This window comes from Microtetraspora sp. AC03309 (assembly GCF_020826795.1).
GTDB classification, from domain to species: Bacteria; Actinomycetota; Actinomycetes; order Streptosporangiales; family Streptosporangiaceae; genus Microtetraspora; species Microtetraspora glauca.
Genome location: NZ_JADDIL010000012.1, coordinates 20,113 through 37,699, shown reverse-complemented (window position 1 = coordinate 37,699; position 17,587 = coordinate 20,113). Strand labels below are relative to the sequence as shown.

Sequence of the window (17,587 nt, the reverse complement as noted above, 5' to 3'; positions counted from 1 at the left end):
GAACTGAACTCCTCCAAGGGACGGTCGAGGTCGACATCCGCGGCGGACGGCGGCAGCGGGCCGCGATACGCCCCGTGAGGAAGCGGCGAATCTCGTCTTCACCGAACAGGTCCGCGTGGCAGCTCCAAGAACACCCGAGGTGGTCGGCAAACTTACCCAGACGTATCGGGATAAGGGAGATCACAATCCATCTCGGCGTTTATACGAACGGGATAAATCATGACATCTGATGAGATTTGTGGTCAAAGCGCAAGTAATGATCCCGCTGCCCGTGGGCCCACTGGTTCTTCGCCAAGCGCTCACCGCACAAGATGGCCAGGGTCGTGCACCGCGAAGAGCGGTTACGGCGACCGGTGATCAAGGCCAAGATCGCGCTCCAGGAGGTCCTCTCCGGGCGGCACGACCTGCCGTCCACCCACCGCGGGCGCCGGCACCTCTGGGCCCGCCGCCGACCCGGCCAAGGGAGCGGACTGCGGCATGCTGAGGCTCGCGGCCGGCTGGGCCCACGGCGTGAGCTCCGGCCGCTTGGCCGTGCGGCCGTCGCCCGAGGAGCGGCCGCGGATGCGGCGGCCGATCCACGGGCCCGCGAACGTGGCGAACCAACGCAGCTCGGCCGCCGCCACCCGCCACGCCCGCGCCGGGGGCAAGGGCGGGAACGGCAGCATCCACGTGTCGTCACTGCCGGGCAGGCTGAGGGAGTGGGCCATGGCGGCGGCGATGCGGGCGTGGCCCTCCGGGCTCGCGTGCAGCCGGTCCATGCCCCACATGCGCGCGTCGGTGACGAACTCCATCGCGAACGTGTCCACCACCGTGACCCCGTGGCGGGCCGCGGCGGCGCGGATGCGGGCGTTGAGGTCGAGCACCTTGGGCCGGAGCGGCCGGGCTATCGGGGCGATCTTCCCGATATCCGGAAAAGTCACGGTAACCACGTGCGCGCCCGCCTCGGTCAGGGCGGCGTACATCTCCTCCAGCACCTCCGCCACAGCGGCGGGCTCGCAGCCGGGGCGAATGAGGTCGTTCATGCCCGCCATGACCGTGGCCAGGTCGGGGCGCAGCGCCAGCGCGGGGGCCAGCTGCTCGGAGCGGATCTGGCCCGCGAGCCGGCCGCGGACCGCGAGGTTGGCGTACAGGAGGCCGGGGTCGGCGCGGGCCAGGTGTTCGGCGAGGCGGTCGGCCCAGCCGCGGTGGCCGTTGACGTCGTCGCCGTCACCGAGGCCCTCGGTCTGGCTGTCGCCGAGCGCGACGTAACGCGTGTAGACGGTCATGAGGTCTCCTTTCCGGCGCGGGCCGTGCGCTCGCCGAGCGTCCGCGCCGTCTCCAGGCACCAGGCGCGGGTCTCGCGCTCCAGCCTGCATCCCGCCAGGCAGGACAGGTAGGGGCCGACGTGCTCGCCCTGGCGCAGGAACGTCTCCTCGTCCAGCTCGCCGCGCAGGCGCAGCAGGAGTTGCTCGAACACCTCCAGCTTGGCGGCGGCCTCCCGGGCCCGGTCGTGCAGTTGCCCGATCACCGGCGCGGGGTCGAGCAGGTCGACGGCGTGCACCTTGACGGCCAGGTCGTCGCGGATGAGCAGGGGTTTGGCCGGTGTGGCGGCGAAGGCGGCCAGCTCGCCGAGCCCGGCCTCGGTCACCTTGAACACGCGCTTGTTGGGGCGGCCCCGCTGGACCACCTCCCGGCCCGTGACCAGGCCGTCGGCCTCCAGTTTGGTCAGCTCGGCGTAGAGCTGCTGCGGGGCGGCGTACCAGAAGTTGGAGACGCCGATGTCGAAGATCTTGGCGAGCTGGTATCCGCTGTATTCGCCGTCGAGCAGCGCCGCCAGCACCGCGTGTCTGAGGGCCATCGGCTCAGTACTCATGGATATGAGTAGTCATGGAGATGACTATAAGCCGACGGGCGCCTCGGCGCCAGAGGGCCGCCACGGACCGCAGGGGCCCGCGACCGGCAGGACGACCATGGCGGCGGCGCCCGGCGGGGCCAGGCCCGGCGCAGCGCCAACGCGTTCTCCATGGTGGCGGCGCCGCCCGCTAGATTGCCCCGCATGATCAGCACATGGGCGACGCAGGCGATCGGAAGGCTGGATCAAGAGCAGGAGTGGGCGGGCACCACACCGCTCCGCGAGTTCCCGCTGCCCGCCGGGTGGGGCGTGCGCCTGCTGCTGAAGGACGAGTCGGCCCAGCCGACCGGCGGCCTCAAGCACCGACTGGCCCGTGCGCTCTTCCGCGACGCGATCGTCACGGGCCGGATCTCGGAGGGCACCACCGTGGTCGAGGCCACCGGAGGCGCGATGGCCACCGCCCAGGCGTACTTCGCCCGGCTGCTCGGCCTGCCGTACATCGCCGTGATGCCGAAGAAGTCCTCCGGCGTGGACGTCGAGCGGCTGGGCGGGACGTGCCGGTACGTCGATCCGCCGCTCGCCGTGTACGGCGAGGCCGGACACCTGGCCGACCGGCTGGGAGGCCACTACCTCGACCACTACACCGCGGCGGCGACCGTGGACTGGCACGGCGGAAGCCTGGCGGAGGAGCTGTTCCGGCAGGTGGACGAGTGCCCACGCTGGATCGTGGTCGGCGCGGGGACCGGTGCCACGTCCGCCGCCGTCGGCCGTCACCTGCGCGGCCACGGCCTTCCCGGACGGCTGGCCGTGGTGGACCCGGAGAACTCCGCCTATTTCCCCGGCTGGACGTACGGCGCCGCCGACTACGCCACCGGGATGCCCTCCCGGATCGAGGGCATCGGCCGCCCGCGCATGGAGCCCGGATTCGCCACCGACGTCGTCGATCTGGTCGTCCCCGTGCCCGACGCCGCGAGCGTGGCCGCCGCCCGCCGCGTACGCGAGGCGACCGGTCTGGCGGTCGGCGCCGCGACAGGCGCGAACCTGTGGGGCGCGCTCGAACTCATCGACCGCATGCGCGCCGAGGGTGTGTGTGGTGACGTGGTGACCGTGATCGGCGACGCGGGGACCCGTCACCTGCGTACGTGCCACGACGACGCCTGGGCCGAGAGCAAGGGGCTCGACTGGCGCCCGCACGCGGCCCGGCTCACCCGCCTCCTCGATCACGAAGGGCCGTGGACGCCTGCCCGCGAGTGAGACGGCCGAACCGGATCGACTCGGCCACAGGCCCCCTGTCAGCGTGTCCCCGAGCAGGCCACCACGGCCCGCCGGGACCGGCCCGAAGAGGCCGCACATCCGGCGGGACGGCGGCCACCAGGCCGCCCTTGAAGACGAGAGAAAGTTCCCATCTGCCGCGATGAGTTCCGACCCCACCGCCGGTATGTACTGACGAGCTCGCCGGAATATCCCGGGCGAACCGATCACAAGGGAGCATCCGATGTCAGACAGTCGTGTGGAAGACCAGGCCGCCATCCAGGCCGTGCTGGTTGACTCCTACAAGGCGTGGGAGGCCGGCGACGCCGACAGCATGGTCGCCAACTACACCGCGGACGCGACCGCCATCATGACCGGCTCGCTCCGCGACAGCCGTGACGTGATCCGTCAGAACATGGCCCTGGGCTTCGAGGGGCCGCTCAAGGGCAGCTCGACCTACAACAAGCAGCTCAGCATCCGCTTCGTCGGCAGGGACGGCGCGATCGTCATCAGCGAATCCGCCATTCTGTTCTCCGGCGAGACCGAGGTTCCGGATGACCTGCGTAAGGTGAACGCGACGTGGGTCTTCGAGAAGCGGGACGGCCAGTGGCTGATCGCCGCCTATCACAACAGCCCGGTGCTGGCGCCTGGGCAGTGAACCGTTCCTTGTTACCGGCAGTGACCGTGTGTACCTACGCGTGAGGTTCAGGAACAAGCACCGATCTCACTCTTTATCCGAATCGGGACGTATACCGTGGTCAGGCTGTTGATGACCGCGTGGTGACCTATCCGCCCATAGCGGATTGTCACTGCACATCGCCAGGAAGGGTGGTTGTGGCGGCAGTGGAGATGGGGCGTGGCGTGATGACGAGGGAGAAAGGCTTCGATCGCCGGATCGAACCGTTCCGGACAGAGCTGCTGGCGCACTGCTACCGGATGCTCGGCTCGGCTCACGACGCAGAGGACGTGGTCCAGGACACGTATCTGAGGGCGTGGCGGGCGCGGGAGCAGTACGACGATACTCGCAGCTCATTGCGCACCTGGCTCTACCGGATCGCGACGAACGCCTGCCTGACCGCCCTGGAGGTACGCGGCCGCCGACCGCTGCCGTCGGGCCTGGTGGCCGCGTCGGATCCGCTCGGGCCGCTCGTCCAGGGAGAGCACGTCGCCTGGCTCCAGCCCTTGCCGGACTCGTTGCTGGACGCGGGCGATCCGGCTGGGGCCGTGATCGACCGCAGCAGCCTGCGCTTGGCGTTCGCCGCCGCCCTGCAGCACCTGTCGGCGCGTCAGCGCGGTGCGCTGATCCTGCGTGACGTGCTCAGCTTCTCCGGGTCCGAGACGGCGGAAATCCTCGGCACCACCGTCGTGTCGGTGAACAGTTCCCTGCAGCGGGCGCGTACCCGCATGAAGGAGGTCGGGGTCCGGCGGGAACGGGTCAGCGAGCCGTCCGCGGCCGAGCAGCGCGCCTGGGTCGAGCGCTACATGAACGCGTTCGTGCTCGCCGACGTCGAGGGCCTCAAGCGGCTGCTCACCGAGGACGTGCTCATGGAGATGCCGCCGATGCTCAACTGGTTCTCCGGCCGCGGCAACTATGGCCTGTTCATGGAATGGGTCTTCGGGGCTGCCGGGAAGGACTGGCTTCTCAAGGAGGTCGCGGCCAACGGCGGCCAGCCCGGATTCGCCGCCTATCAGCGCGTCGGCGACGGGTACGACCTGCACACGCTCCAGATCTTCACCGTCACCGACGAGGGCATCAGCCGGAATTCGGTGTTCCAGGACTCCGACGTCTACGCGACTTTCGGCCTGGCGGCCAGGCTCGACGACCAGGGACTCGCCATCGCCGAGGCCTAGCCGGGCGAGGGTGGGGTGGGGTGGGGGGCCTCCACCTCCAGTCGCTCGGCCACGAACTCCAGCCCCGCACCCGGCACATCCAGCGGATGTGCCGGGAACGTCCGCAGCCACCGCACCGTCACCAGTCGCAGCGCGAACCCGGGCGGTGCTGTTCGACCCCCGCGTCCAAGGCACGTCGGCGCGATCTCCCCCTCGCGGGGGACGCGCCTCACCCCGGCTCGGGAGGACCGGAGTTCGCGATCACGCGAGTGTGGATCCATGAACCGGCAACCCGCGAACTCACAAATCGAGACCCGCCCGGCAGCGCCGCCGTACCGCCCTCTCGTCGCCGCCGCCGGATGGACGGCCACCGTGCTGCTCATCGGCTTCGCCGCCACCGGTGTCGCCCTGGACATCCTTCTGACGATCATGAAGGGGATCTCCCTCCTGACGGGCGACCGGGGCGTGCTCGACCCGGACATGAACTGGACGCTCAGCGGCGCCCGCGTCGCGTCCCTCATCGCGGGCACGGCCGTCGCCGTCGCCGCGATCCGCTACCGGCGGCGGTCACTCGGCGCCTGCCCCCGATGCGGCCGGACACCCCACAGCGCGAACGATCACACCGGCGCCGCCGAGGTGAGTGGTCTGAGCGGATACACCCGTCACGCCGGGTACGTGTCCGCCCTGCTCGCCGCCGCGTACGGCGGGTTCAAGGCGCAGTGGGGACTGGGCGGCACCTTCGGCCTCGACGATCCGCACGCCTTCGGCGACGACGTGCACCTGTGGACCCCGGGGCTCGGGGACACGGCCGTGCTGGGTCTCATCGGAGTCGCTCTCGGCATCGGCTTCGCCCGCACCTGGACGCCCCGGCTCATCCCGCACTGGATGCCGCTGACCGCCGGGTACGTGGGCTCGGTGATGCTCATTTCCACCGGCCTCATGGGGACCGGCATGACCGTCGCCCACAGGCTCGGGCTGGTCGACCCGCCGCAGGCCGGCGACCTGGGGGGCGTCTCCGCGTGGGTGTTCCAGGGCATCTATCCGCTGTTCCTCACCTGGGGCCTCACCATGGCCTCGGCCGCGATCGGCTACCGCTACCGGACCAGGGGCCGCTGCCGGGCCTGCGGCCTCGGCTGACCACCACCGGGACGACGCGTCCTCCCGCGGCCCCCAACCCGTCTCGTCTTCCACCGGCGTCGGACGGCACGATGGGGTGCGTACGGAGCCGCCGACCCCGCGGACCACGGATTCTCGCGGGCCGGCAGGACCCGCTGAGGAAAGGAGCACGGGTGAACGGTGTCATCGCACCGTTGCGCAGCGCGGTCACCTACCGCCGATGGGCCTGCCTGGTCGTCGGCGGAGCGCTGCTGATGCCGTACATGATGGCGGGTGAGGTGGTGGCGGCGCTGTGGCGGCCGTCCCCTGCGCCCGGGGACCCCCTGCTGTCGGTGCAGCCGCTGATCTTCCTGGCCGCGCTCCCTTTCGTCGCCGCCTCGGGGCTGGTCCTGCCGGTACGCGCGTTCGAGATCGCGGCGGTGCGGGCGCTGCTGGGCGTGTCGATCGATCCCCCGCCTCCCCTCGCGACGCGGACCCGGGCGGAACGCCTCAGAACCGCCGGGTGGTTCACCGTCCACCTGGCCGTCGGCGGCGTCGCCAGCGGCCTGGCTCTGGCCCTCGTGCCGTTCGCGATGTGGGCGGCGGCGCTGCCCCTCATGGACGGCCCCACCCGCATCGGGGACCTCTCCATCGAAACCGGCCGGGCCGCGCTCTGGGGGCCGCCGCTCGCCGTGCTGACCCTCGTCCTGCTGGTCGGCCTCCTCGTGGGAGCGGGCAGGCTGCTGGCCACGCTCGCCCCGGTCCTGCTCGGCCCCTCGCCCGCCGACCGACTGGCCGCGGCCGAGGCGAACGCCCGGCGACTGGCCGCCCGCAACCGCCTGGCCAGGGAGCTGCACGACTCCGTCGGCCACGCCCTCAGTGTCGTCACCGTGCAGGCCGCCGCCGCCGGCCGCGTGCTCGACCGCGACCCGGCCACGGCGCGGGCCGCGCTGCACGCCATCGAGGAGTCCGCCAGGTCCGCGCTGGCGGAGCTCGACCACGTCATCGGGGTGCTGCGGGACGGCGCGGGCCGTACCGAGCCGGAGCCGACCCTGCACGACCTGGACCGGCTCCTGGACTCCTCGGGCGCCCGGATCATCAGTCGGATCGACGATCTGTCCGGCGTCCCTCCCGTGGTGTCCCGCGAGGCGTACCGGATCGTCCAAGAGGCACTGACCAACGCCATCCGGTACGGCACCGGCCCGGTCGAGGTGGCGGTGGCCGTACGGGACGAGAGCCTGGAGCTCGACCTGCGAAACGCGACACGGGCACGGGCCGCCACACGGGCCACCACGCAGACCGCCACACGGGCCACCACGCAGACCGCCACATGGGCGGCCACACGGACCGCGGCACCAGGGACGGTCGCACCACGGGCCGGCCGCGGCCTGGCGGGCATGCGGGAGCGGGCGGACCTGCTCGGCGGCGAGTTCGAAGCGGGCCCTGCGGACGGCGGTTGGCGGGTCCACGCCTCCCTCCCCCTGCCCGCCGAGGGCAGGTGGCCGGCATGACCGTGCGCGTCGTCATCGCGGACGACGAGAGCCTCATCCGTACGGGACTGCGCGTCATCATCGGAGCGGAGCCCGGCCTGGAGGTGGTCGGCGAGGCGTCCGACGGGGCGGAGGCGCTGTCCGTCGTCCGCGAGACGCGGCCCGACGTGGTGCTCATGGATGTGCGGATGCCCGCCGTGGACGGCATCCAGGCGACCCGGGCCATCCTGGCCGGGCAGTCGCCGCCGAAGGTGCTAGTCGTCACGACCTTCGAGAACGACGACCACGTCTACGAGGCGCTGCGGGCCGGGGCGAGCGGGTTCCTGCTCAAGCGCGCCCGGCCGGAGGAACTGGTGCACGCGATCCGGCTGGTGGCGTCCGGGGACTCGCTGCTCTTCCCCGCCGCGATCAGGTCGCTGGCCGCCGCGAGCGGCGCGTCCGGGAGCGCCCGCGCCGTACCGGGGATCGACCGGCTCACCTCGCGCGAGGGGGACGTGCTGCGGCTGATGGCGCGCGGCCTGTCGAACGGCGAGATCGCGGCCGAGCTCGTGGTCGGCCCCGAGACCGTCAAGACCCACGTGGGGAACGTGCTGGCCAAGCTCGGCGCGCGGGACCGGACCCAGGCGGTGATCGCCGCCTACGAGTCCGGCTTCGTCTCCCCCCGCTGAGCATCCACCGCCGCGAAGGTCCCGGCAATTCCACTGACGTGACCAGGCTGGAGGCGCAGCCACCCGATCCCGGCAGGTGGCTACTGGGCAAGATCGACGCTCGCGAGCAGGCGTTGACATGCCAGATCGAGCAGACCCAGGCGGAGATCGACTGAGAACTGAGGCAGTACTCGGGGCCCGGCTGGCCGACCGGACGGGCCCCGAGTATCGTCCCGCGGGTCAGTTCGCGAGGTCCTCGTCCCTGATGGTCTCGACCCGGCAGTGCGAGAGCGCGTTCCGCTTCGGCTGGTAGACGCAGACCTTGAGGTCGATCCTCTTGACCTGGCCCTTGGTTTCGAAAAGGTAGCCCTTGTACCCGGAGGAGGCGCAGGACCACCGCGCCGGCGACCAGGACGGTCCACCCTTCTGGTAGTGGAACCTGGCGCGAACCCAGGCGCAGTGACCGGGGTGGCGATCTCGGTCATAAATCCTGCCGTACGCGGTGAAGTGGCTCTGGTTGAAGCCGGTGACCCACAGCTGCGCCTTGGCGTACCCGGAATGCACGGAGCCGGATCTGACCGTCCCCAGATAGAAGTCGCCCTGGGCCGTCGCACTCGCCGCGGCGGGCAGTCCCAGCACGAGGGCCGTGGCCAGCAGCACTCCACGGGCGATCCTGCGCATTATCTCTCTTCTTTCCTGTGCTTCCCGGCGCGGGTTCTTCTTGGCTCGGATGATCCGTCACCAGTGATACGCGAGACGACTTGGAACCCTCTTGCGAGTCACTGCCCGCAGCGCACCGCCCGGCCCGCCGCCTTATCTCGCCGAGGAATCCGGGGAGCCGGAGGGATCCGGAGAGCCGGAGGGATCCGGAGAGCCGGAGGGATCCGGAGAGCCGGAGGGATCCGGAGAGCCGGAGGGATCCGGAGAGCCGGAGGGATCCGGAGAGCCGGAGGGATCCGGAGAGCCGGAGGGATCCGGAGAGCCGATGGATAGCAGCGCGGCGGTATGGCCGACCGACAGGAAGGTGAGGCTAACGACCACCGTGGGCGCCGTGATGGCGACCAGTTGCGCGAGGGCCGACTCCCAGTCGCGCCCGACGAGATGTCCCTGGCCGGCCCCCTCGTAGGATCGCCCAGTACCTCCGCACCACCCGGGGGAAACATGGCCGACTACGAAATTCCTGACGATCTGATCGCTGCCCAGCGCGCCTACGACGCGGCCGACGCGCGTGTCCAGGAAATGACGGACGCGCTGCCGTCGGCGCAGGAGGTCCTGGAGGGGGCCATGACGGACGAGCAGAAGGCTCAGCTGGCCGAGGTGCGAAGCGCTCGACCTTCCTTTGACGCACAAGGACATCGAGAACATCCGCGCCAAGATCAAGCGCCTGGCCGGCCGCGGTCAGCACGTCCTCGTCGCCGTGGGCACCAACCTTCTCCGGCTTGCCGATCACGACATTCCGGGCGTCTACCCCCGACGGCCGATTTCGCTCTCTTCGGCCGTTCGAACGCCTCATCCACGACCTGCCAGCATCGTGAAGATCATCAACAGCATCCAGGAAAAGCGTCAGAGCCAGAATCGCGTAGCCCCATCACGTGGCCGGGGGCCGCAGGCCGAGCCACTGCTCGGCGTCCCAGGCATGGAACCGCTCGACCTCGGTGAACCCCAGCTTTGCCGCGAGGCGCATCGAGCCGACGTTGGCGCTCTGGGTGGTGAGCACCACCGGCTCGCCGGGAAGGGCGCCGTCAAACCAGTCGAGTGCCGCCGCACACGCCTCGGCGGCGTACCCTTGCCCCCAGGCCTTCGGCAGGAACAGGTAACCGAGATCGGCCTTCCCCACGGCAGCCGGGCGACGGTGCCCGGCTGCTCTCCTGAGCAGGATCTGGCCGATCATCGCCCCGTCGAACTCGACGACGAAACTCCCGGGCCATCGCTCGGGCACCTCGGGCATCTCACGCTCAAGCTCGTCACGCGGGCGGGGACCGCCGAGGTAGGTGTGCACCTCTGGCGAGGCGAGCAGCTCGATGAACGTTGTACGGTCCCGCGCCTCGGGCTCACGGAGCACGAGCCGCTCGGTCCGGATCAGCTCAGGCGGCCAAGCCACATGTCCTAGATCTGACATGCGCGCAACCTAACAACCCTGTAGGACGACGTTCAAGTTCGCCCAGACGCGCGGTGAGAGCGTCGATCTCCGTCTGGATCTGCTCGATCTGGCAGGTCAGGGAGTGCTCGCGGGCGTCGATCCGGTCCAGGAGCCAGGTGCCGGGGTCGGATTGGCACACGTCGGGTCTGATCATGTCCACCGCCATGACGGGGCGGTGCCACGGGTCAGGCGGCGGGACATCACATCCGTCATCGCCCAATACACCCGGGATTCGGAGGCCGGCAGGTGCTCGTAGTCGCGGACCAGACGCCGGTGGAACATCAAGATGCCGTACGTTTGCTCGACGACCCATCTCGTGCGCTGGGGGACGAACCCCTTGTCGGCGGGGTTACGCTCGACGATCTTCACGTCGATCCCCAGGTCTACGCCATGCGCGACGACGGCATTTTTGAACCCCTGGTCGACCAGCGCTTTGGTCACCGTGCCCTCGGTGCCAGCGACGACTCGGTCCAGCAGGGCGATCCCGGCGACATTCTCGTGGACCGAGGCGGCCAGCATGACCACGGCGATGACCAGCCCCAGCACGTCCACCGCCAAGCCCCGCTTCCTGCCCGGCACGCGCTTGGCGGCATCTTTTCCGGCGGTGAAGGCGGTGATCAGGCTGGGACGGTACTGCATCCGTTTCAGTCGGTTCTTCACTATGCGCAGGAGATCGTCGACCGTGTGCACCGCGAGGTTGGCCGGCGCCCACACCGCCTCGACCAGGTTGAACTCCGGCGCGTAGGCGGGAAGTTGGAAGACCGTCAACCAGGGCCGGTTTCCCGTGGCCTGGGCGGCAAGGTTCGCGTCCAGGGAGATGGTGTGCGGGTGATCTAGACCTGGCACTGGCACGGGTGAGATCCATGTGACAAGAGACGGCCACTCCGTAATCCTTCGATTCGCTCAGATCAACACGAAGGGGACGAAGTGGCCGTCAATGACATTGTGCCCGCTGCCGGGGAGTACTTCGAAGACACCCTCGCCGCGGCGAGCCCGGACCTGCTCAAGACGATGATCCGGGAGTTCGCGCAGCGGATGATGGACGCCGAGGTCGAGCAGATCTGCGGTGCCGGCTACGGCGAAGTGTCCGACCAGCGGGTCAACACCCGCAACGGCTACCGGAGCAGGCCGTGGGACACCCGGGCCGGGAGCATCGAGCTGGCCGTGCCGCGCCTGCGGGCCGGCTCGTACTTCCCGGATTTCCTGCTGGGCAAGCGGCGCCGGGCCGAGCGGGCGCTCACGTCGGTGGTAGCGACGTCGTATCTGCTGGGGGTGTCAACGCGGCGGGTGGAGAAACTGGCCGAGGCGATGGGCATCACGAGCCTGTCGAAGTCGCAGGTGTCGGCGATGGCCGCCGAGTTGGACGGCATGGTGGAGCAGTTCCGGTCCCGGCCGTTGGACGGCGGGCCGTACACGTTCGTGTGGGTGGACGCGTTGACGCAGAAGGTGCGTGAGGGCGGGCGGACGGTGAGCGTGCATGCCCTGGTCGCGACTGGGGTCAACGCTGAGGGGTATCGGGAGATCCTCGGTCTGGACGTGACCTCGTCTGAGGACGGGGCGGGCTGGCTGGCGTTCCTGCGTGGCCTGGTCGCTCGTGGCCTGTCCGGGGTGCAGTTGGTCACCTCCGACTGCCATGCCGGGTTGCGGGACGCGATCGCCTCGACGTTGCCCGGTGCGGTGTGGCAGAGGTGTCGGGCGCACTACGCGAGGAACCTGTCCTGCCGGGTGGCGAAGTCGGCGCAGCCGTGGGTGGCGACCATGCTGCGGACCGTCTTCGAGCAGCCCGACGCTGAGTCGGTGTATGCGCAGCATCGTCACGTCGTGGAGGTGTTGGAGGCCAAGTATCCGGCCGCTGCTGAGCATTTGGACGAGGCCAGGGACGACATCTTGGCGTTCGCCGCCTTTCCGAAGGCGGTGTGGCGGCAGGTGTGGTCCAACAACCCTCAGGAGCGGTTGAACAAGGAGATCAGGAGGTGCACGGACGTGGTCGGTATCTTCCCCAACCGGGAGGCGATCGTCCGGCTGGTGGGTGCGGTGCTGGCCGAGCAGAACGATGAGTGGACCGAGCAGCGCCGCTACATGGGCCGCGAGGTCTTGGCCGAGTGTCGGAAGAAGACCGGCATGGAGAATGGGACAAACGATGCTAAAGTGAATATTGAGGCGATTACTGCCTAATAGTCCACCGGATTACGGGTGGCCTTCTCAAACACCACCTCCCCGGACGTGGCCGCGGCAAGCGGCCAGAGCGGTCGGCCTTGACGATGCAACTGCTCGCCGCAGCACCTAGTTAGGAACAGTTCGGATGTCTCAATCCATGTTGTGTCTCAGAGGGTGTCTTCAATCCTCGACCGTCGCGAATCACAGAAGACGCGAACTCGCGACGGTCTGATTTTCCGGGCCGCCGCGCACCACTTCAACGGCCTGTCGGGGAGCCTTCTAAACCCGACACCCACTCACCGACGATCGGAGTCCCTGGATCGGATTGCGAAGATCAGCCGAGCGTGAACGTCCTGGCGCGGATACGGCGCTGGCTGGGAGGGTGGACCTCATGATGGAGGACTTGCGGGACGCCGAGCGCCGACTCCAGGCCGCGCAGCTCGCTGGAGATGTCGAGGCGCTGGATCGGCTGCTGGATGATCGGCTGATCTTTACCTTCGGTGCGAACGTTGCGACCAAGGCGGACGACCTGGAGCTGCACCGCACTCGGGCGCAGGTGGTGACGAGGGTGGCCGAGGAGGAGTTGACCGTGCTCGCCGATGGGCGCACCGGGGTGACGTGGTTTCTCGGCACCGTCGAAGGGACCGTCTCCGGTGCGCCGTTCGCGGCCAGGATGCGCTACACCCGTACTTGGCTATACGGCGAGACGCACGGCTGGCGAATCATCGCCGTGCACGCCAGCACGACCGATTGACATAGCCGACACGTTGTCCGACGACCGGCCAGCCCGAGGCTCTCCAGGAAGTCGAGGAAGTCGTAGGTGTAGTCCTGCAGCGACTTCGCCTTGAGCGTCTTGGCCAGGTCGAGGAAGAACGAGCAGTGCGGCTCCAGCGGCCGCATGTCCGATCCGAGGAAGAACGGGGTGCCGTCCTTGAGTGCCCGCTGCCGGGTCACGTACCGCAGGAAGTCAAGGTCGATGCCGTCGGCTATCGCACCGAACCCCCGAACCTTGTCACGGGAGGCGAAGAAGTAGTCCACAGAACCCCTCGAGACGGATAAGAAGCCATGAACCTAACCACTTCCCAGACACAAAGAAACCCCCCCGCGAAGGGAGGCTGGGACAGTCTCAAATGCTTGGCCTAACCGCCTGGCTGCAGCAGGAGCCCGTATGCGCGATGCTGACGCCCGGCACCTACAACATCGTCGCGTTGCTGGATGGCCGAACAGTCGGGATGGCCTGCGGCCTTCCGGGGGACAGCGGCGCATGCGAGCTGAGGTCGGTGTGGGTCAGCCCCCGGGCGCGGGGCCGCAGCATCGGAGACCGGCTGTATGCGGCGGGCGGGAGGCAGGCGCTGGCCTCGAAAGGGCCGGGTGGTGCGGTGTGCAAGCTCACCGATGCGCAGCTGGCGGTACTGGAGGCCGAGCTTGAGGCAGGGCCGGCCGCGTACGGCTGGCAGGACCAGTGCTGGACGCTGAGCCGGATCGCGGAGGTGGTCAAGGCTCGGTTCGGGGTTTCCTACACGCTGGGCGGGATGTGTTACCTGCTGCACCGGCTCGGCTGGAGCTGGCAGGCTCCCGCCCGACGGGCCGCTGAACGTGATGAGGCTGCGATTGCCGGGTGGAGGGACGAGCAGTGGCCTGTCATAAAAGGGCCGCGGCCGAGTTGGGAGCCTGGCTGTGCTTCGAAGACGAGGCCGGTCAAAGCCTGAGGTCACCCAAGGGGCGTACGTGGGGGCGGCGTGGCAGGACCCCGGTCGTGGCGGTTCCGGCGCGTAGCAGCGGCCGCATCTCCATCGCCGGGCTGGTTGTGACCAAGCCCGGCCATGCTCCGCGGCTGATCTACCGCACCCGTGTTCATCGTGGCCGCAAGGGTGAGCGGAAGGGCTTCACCTCTGCCGACTACGCCGCGTTGTTCGATGCCGCCCACCAGCAGCTCGGCGGCCCGCTGGTGATGGTGTGGGACAACCTGAACACGCACACCTCGGCCGAGATGAAGACGTTGATCGCCAACCGGCCCTGGTTGACGGTCTTCCAACTTCCCGCCTACGCGCCGGAGTTCAACCCGGTCGAGGCGGTGTGAGCGCATATGAAGAGGAGCCTGGCCAACCTCGCGGTGCACACGGTCGACGATCTCCTGCGCATAGTGAAGAACCGACTGAAACGGATGCAGTACCGTCCCAGCCTGATCACCGCCTTCACCGCCAAGACCGGCTTGGACTTCCAACCGCCCTAACCTCAGCCCTTAAAGCTCTCTAATCGCTCCTTCTTCTCGCGCAGATGCCAGCGCAGCAGGTCGTGGATTGTCTTGTCGGTGCCGTCGTCGCGCCACTTGGAGAAGTAGTAATACGTCGCACTCTTGGGTGGCAGGTCGTGCGGCCGATAGTCCCATTGGACGCCGGTCCGCCCCTGGTAGCGGATGGCGTTGACGATCTCGCGTAATTCGCAGTTGCCCTCGTGGCCGCTGACGGACGGGTGCGCGGCCTTCCATGCCGTGAGCACCGGCTCGATCAACGCCCACTGCTCGTCGGACAAGCCGCTGGGGTACGGCTTGCGCTCACTCGCTCGGCTATCCCAGCACATCCGGACCCACCAACCGGTGGTAACGCTATAAATCCATACGATCACACTGCGGCATCAAGGACATGGGCTCGCGAACCGCACTCTGATCACAACAGGCCCTAACGTTGGTCCATGTCCGAAATGCCATCACGGGTCGAACTGCACCCACTCGCCCTCTCCGACCAGGACGAGTTCTGCTCGCTCGTGCGGGCCAGCACCGAGCTGCACCTGCCATGGATGCAGCTGCCCGCGACCGCGGAGGAGTTCCAGATCTGGATGCGCCGCTTCGACGACGGCACCAACCTGGGCTTTCTGATCCGTGTCCGGGAGACCGGCACAGCCGCCGGCATGGTCAACATCAACTCGATCATCCGGGGCCGCTACCAGGGCGCGTCCCTCGGCTATGCGGCCTTCGCCCCGTCCGCAGGGCAGGGTTACATGACCGACGGGCTCACCGTCGCCCTACGGCACGCCTTCACCGACCTGCGGCTCCACCGGCTGGAGGCCGGCATTCAGCCGGCGAACAAGGCATCCCTGGCCCTGGTCCAGCGCCTGGGCTTCCGTTACGAAGGGCTGTCGCCCGCCTACCTCTACATCGACGGGGCCTGGCGCGACCATGAACGCTGGTCCATCACCGCGCCGAACCCCTGGAGACCCGATCCCTCCCTTCCAGAGGTATGAGCCACACGGCGCCGCTTATGAAACACGTCCTAGATGTCCCCGCCGACGTCGTCGTCGCCCCCAGGGAGCGTCGTCCGGCTCTCCGAACCTCCCTCTGACGGCGTGGGCGACTGCTCTCCGGGTCGCGGGGACGCCGGGGTCGGCGGCGGCGTGGGGACGACGACCGTCGGCGGCAGCGGCCGGGTCGGCTGGGGATCGCCCTCCAGACGGACCAGCAGCAGCCACACCATCGCGATCATCATGGCGACGAGCGTGGCCAGCAGCGCCGAGGCGAGGCCGACGGAGCGCCGTGTCCCGACGGGAGGAGGCCCGGGAGGCGCGGGGGCGGGCAGCGCCGGATCCCGGTCTCCCAGCCAGTACGGCACGAAATCGGGCCCCTGCCGGTCGCCGAGCAGCATGCCCGACACCATGACGGGTTCGAGGAACCGCTCCGCGCCCGCTCCCCCCGGCACGTACGGCACGGCCACCCACGGCGCCCGGCCCTCGTCCATGGCGACGACCTCGGGGGTCTCGGCGCGGCCGCGCACCACACCGATCAGCGGGACGTTCCGGCCGCGCCACCCGCCGCGGTGCCGCCCGGCATCCTTGATCGCGGTGACGAACCGGTCCCTGGCCGCCGCGTCCAGCGCTGCCCCTCGGGTGAGGACGGCCACGGACACCGCGCGCCCGTCGGGCCCCTGGCCCAGGTAGACGAGACCGGCCGGCGCGGTGAGCAGTCGGGCCTGCAGCACGAAGGGCCCCAACCGGGGCGGGTCGCCGTACTGCAAAGGAGTGGCCATCCAGCTCATGAAAACACACCCGACGGTTCTGCCCGCCGACGCCGGGCACTGTCAGGGCATGGATTCTCCCACGGAGTCACGATTGAATAACACGCATGACCGTCGCGGATGAGCGCAGTGAGCCGGAACGGGGCCGGGCGAGGGGCGGGGACATCGGGGCGTTGCGGGAGACTCTCGCCGAGGTGCGCCGGGTCATCGTCGGGCAGGACCACATGGTCGAGCGGCTGCTGGTGGCGCTGCTGGCACGGGGGCACTGCCTCCTGGAGGGCGTTCCCGGCGTCGCCAAGACGCTCGCCGCCTCGACGCTGGCCACGGTGGTCGGCGGCTCCTTCGCCCGGATCCAGTTCACCCCCGACCTGGTGCCGAGCGACATCGTCGGCACCCGCGTCTACCATCCGGGCAGCGAGCGGTTCGACGTGGAGCTCGGGCCCGTGTTCGTCAACTTCCTGCTGGCCGACGAGATCAACCGTGCCCCGGCGAAGGTGCAGTCGGCCCTGCTGGAGGTGATGGCCGAGCGGCAGGTCACCCTGGCGGGGAAGACGCATCCGCTGCCCCGGCCGTTCGTGGTCCTGGCGACACAGAACCCGATCGAGTCGGAGGGGGTCTACCCGCTGCCCGAGGTGCAGCGGGACCGGTTCCTCTTCAAGGTGCGGGTGTCCCATCCGAGCGCCCACGAGGAGCTGGAGATCCTTCAGCGGATGAGCGTGCGTCCGCCGGTGGCCGCACCGGTGCTGGACCCGGAGCGGCTGATGAAGCTGCAGGACATGGCGGAGGAGGTCTCCGTCCACCATCTGGTCGCCGACTACGTGGTGCGGCTGGTGATGGCCACCCGCTCCCCCGCCGAGTACGGCCTGCGCGAGCTGGAGGAGACGATCGAGATCGGTGTGAGCCCGCGCGCGACGCTGGGCCTGATGGCGGCGGGCCGGGCGCTGGCGCTGGTACGCGGACGCGACTACCTGCTGCCCGACGACGTGCGGGACGTGGCCGTCGATGTGATGGCGCACCGGCTGATGCTCACCTTCGACGCCCTGGCCGACGACGTGGACGCCGCGGACGTCGTCCACCGCATCCTCGCCACGGTTCCCCCGCCCGTCGTCGTGTGGAACCAGGGCACCAGGTGAGCGGAT

At 69.3% G+C, this 17,587-nt stretch carries 21 protein-coding genes; 13 read left to right on the top strand and 8 right to left on the bottom strand.

Annotated features, from left to right (window positions below; translation table 11 throughout):
- Positions 1–341 precede the first annotated feature (341 nt).
- Positions 342–1,265 carry an SGNH/GDSL hydrolase family protein gene (locus tag IMZ11_RS08910; RefSeq protein ID WP_308066770.1) on the bottom strand — a complete coding sequence of 308 codons (924 nt, stop codon included), beginning with the start codon at positions 1,263–1,265 and terminating at the stop codon, positions 342–344.
- Complete coding sequence (locus IMZ11_RS08905) at positions 1,262–1,852, bottom strand: PadR family transcriptional regulator (RefSeq protein ID WP_228639449.1); 591 nt, start codon at positions 1,850–1,852, stop codon at positions 1,262–1,264. Before IMZ11_RS08905 ends, IMZ11_RS08910 begins: the two co-directional genes overlap by 4 nt.
- Before the next feature lie 183 nt (positions 1,853–2,035).
- Between IMZ11_RS08905 and IMZ11_RS08900 the strand changes: the two genes are divergently transcribed.
- The 6 genes from IMZ11_RS08900 (at position 2,036) to IMZ11_RS08875 (ending at position 8,165) form a co-directional block, all read left to right on the top strand.
- Positions 2,036–3,085, top strand: coding sequence for a PLP-dependent cysteine synthase family protein (locus tag IMZ11_RS08900; protein ID WP_228639447.1), 1,050 nt, complete (start codon positions 2,036–2,038; stop codon positions 3,083–3,085).
- Between the two features lie 241 nt (positions 3,086–3,326).
- On the top strand, positions 3,327–3,740 hold the full coding sequence (locus IMZ11_RS08895; protein WP_228639445.1) for an SgcJ/EcaC family oxidoreductase: 414 nt from the start codon (positions 3,327–3,329) through the stop codon (positions 3,738–3,740).
- A 206-nt stretch (positions 3,741–3,946) separates the two neighbouring features.
- Positions 3,947–4,933, top strand: a complete 987-nt coding sequence (locus IMZ11_RS08890) for a sigma-70 family RNA polymerase sigma factor (protein ID WP_255706193.1) — start codon at positions 3,947–3,949, stop codon at positions 4,931–4,933.
- Between the two features lie 258 nt (positions 4,934–5,191).
- Positions 5,192–6,049, top strand: coding sequence for a hypothetical protein (locus tag IMZ11_RS08885; protein ID WP_228639443.1), 858 nt, complete (start codon positions 5,192–5,194; stop codon positions 6,047–6,049).
- A gap of 152 nt (positions 6,050–6,201) precedes the next feature.
- Complete coding sequence (locus tag IMZ11_RS08880) at positions 6,202–7,518, top strand: histidine kinase (RefSeq protein WP_228639441.1); 1,317 nt, start codon at positions 6,202–6,204, stop codon at positions 7,516–7,518.
- On the top strand, positions 7,515–8,165 hold the full coding sequence (locus IMZ11_RS08875; protein ID WP_228639439.1) for a response regulator transcription factor: 651 nt from the start codon (positions 7,515–7,517) through the stop codon (positions 8,163–8,165). Before IMZ11_RS08880 ends, IMZ11_RS08875 begins: the two co-directional genes overlap by 4 nt.
- Before the next feature lie 219 nt (positions 8,166–8,384).
- Here IMZ11_RS08875 and IMZ11_RS08870 read toward each other — a convergent pair whose 3' ends face one another.
- The 3 genes from IMZ11_RS08870 to IMZ11_RS08860 form a co-directional block, all read right to left on the bottom strand.
- Positions 8,385–8,825 carry a hypothetical protein gene (locus tag IMZ11_RS08870; RefSeq protein ID WP_228639437.1) on the bottom strand — a complete coding sequence of 147 codons (441 nt, stop codon included), beginning with the start codon at positions 8,823–8,825 and terminating at the stop codon, positions 8,385–8,387.
- Positions 8,826–9,732: 907 nt separating this feature from the next.
- On the bottom strand, positions 9,733–10,263 hold the full coding sequence (locus IMZ11_RS08865; RefSeq protein ID WP_228639435.1) for a GNAT family N-acetyltransferase: 531 nt from the start codon (positions 10,261–10,263) through the stop codon (positions 9,733–9,735).
- Between the two features lie 171 nt (positions 10,264–10,434).
- Positions 10,435–11,130 (bottom strand): transposase, encoded by a 696-nt coding sequence (locus IMZ11_RS08860; RefSeq protein WP_228639433.1) that lies wholly within the window; start codon positions 11,128–11,130, stop codon positions 10,435–10,437.
- A gap of 81 nt (positions 11,131–11,211) precedes the next feature.
- Between IMZ11_RS08860 and IMZ11_RS08855 the strand changes: the two genes are divergently transcribed.
- Both IMZ11_RS08855 and IMZ11_RS08850 read left to right on the top strand, forming a co-directional pair.
- Positions 11,212–12,459 carry an IS256 family transposase gene (locus IMZ11_RS08855; RefSeq protein WP_374462250.1) on the top strand — a complete coding sequence of 416 codons (1,248 nt, stop codon included), beginning with the start codon at positions 11,212–11,214 and terminating at the stop codon, positions 12,457–12,459.
- 373 nt (positions 12,460–12,832) lie between these two features.
- The gene (locus tag IMZ11_RS08850) at positions 12,833–13,195 is read left to right on the top strand and encodes a nuclear transport factor 2 family protein (RefSeq protein ID WP_189143089.1); all 363 of its coding nucleotides are present in this window, start codon (positions 12,833–12,835) and stop codon (positions 13,193–13,195) included.
- Here the strand turns inward: IMZ11_RS08850 and IMZ11_RS08845 are convergent.
- Complete coding sequence (locus IMZ11_RS08845) at positions 13,120–13,479, bottom strand: hypothetical protein (RefSeq protein WP_228639431.1); 360 nt, start codon at positions 13,477–13,479, stop codon at positions 13,120–13,122. The two genes, IMZ11_RS08850 and IMZ11_RS08845, sit on opposite strands and share 76 nt — an antisense overlap.
- Positions 13,480–13,616: 137 nt before the next feature.
- Between IMZ11_RS08845 and IMZ11_RS08840 the strand changes: the two genes are divergently transcribed.
- From IMZ11_RS08840 to IMZ11_RS08830, 3 genes are read left to right on the top strand one after another with little or no spacing between them, the layout of a single operon-like run.
- Entirely contained in the window at positions 13,617–14,150 is a 534-nt protein-coding gene (locus IMZ11_RS08840) for a GNAT family N-acetyltransferase (protein WP_228639429.1), read from the top strand.
- Positions 14,060–14,521, top strand: coding sequence for a transposase (locus tag IMZ11_RS08835; protein WP_308066769.1), 462 nt, complete (start codon positions 14,060–14,062; stop codon positions 14,519–14,521). Before IMZ11_RS08840 ends, IMZ11_RS08835 begins: the two co-directional genes overlap by 91 nt.
- Positions 14,522–14,527: 6 nt before the next feature.
- A complete protein-coding gene (locus IMZ11_RS08830) occupies positions 14,528–14,674 on the top strand; it encodes a hypothetical protein (RefSeq protein ID WP_228639425.1) in 147 nt (48 codons plus the stop codon).
- Between the two features lie 2 nt (positions 14,675–14,676).
- On the opposite strand, the gene IMZ11_RS08825 is transcribed toward IMZ11_RS08830, so the two are convergent.
- Positions 14,677–15,021 carry a transposase gene (locus IMZ11_RS08825; RefSeq protein ID WP_228639422.1) on the bottom strand — a complete coding sequence of 115 codons (345 nt, stop codon included), beginning with the start codon at positions 15,019–15,021 and terminating at the stop codon, positions 14,677–14,679.
- 111 nt (positions 15,022–15,132) lie between these two features.
- Between IMZ11_RS08825 and IMZ11_RS08820 the strand changes: the two genes are divergently transcribed.
- Complete coding sequence (locus IMZ11_RS08820; protein WP_228639420.1) at positions 15,133–15,681, top strand: GNAT family N-acetyltransferase; 549 nt, start codon at positions 15,133–15,135, stop codon at positions 15,679–15,681.
- A 29-nt stretch (positions 15,682–15,710) separates the two neighbouring features.
- Here IMZ11_RS08820 and IMZ11_RS08815 read toward each other — a convergent pair whose 3' ends face one another.
- Entirely contained in the window at positions 15,711–16,460 is a 750-nt protein-coding gene (locus tag IMZ11_RS08815) for a hypothetical protein (RefSeq protein ID WP_228639418.1), read from the bottom strand.
- 95 nt (positions 16,461–16,555) lie between these two features.
- Here IMZ11_RS08815 and IMZ11_RS08810 point away from each other — a divergent pair, with 95 nt between their 5' ends.
- On the top strand, positions 16,556–17,581 hold the full coding sequence (locus IMZ11_RS08810) for a MoxR family ATPase (RefSeq protein ID WP_228639416.1): 1,026 nt from the start codon (positions 16,556–16,558) through the stop codon (positions 17,579–17,581).
- Positions 17,582–17,587 lie beyond the last annotated feature (6 nt).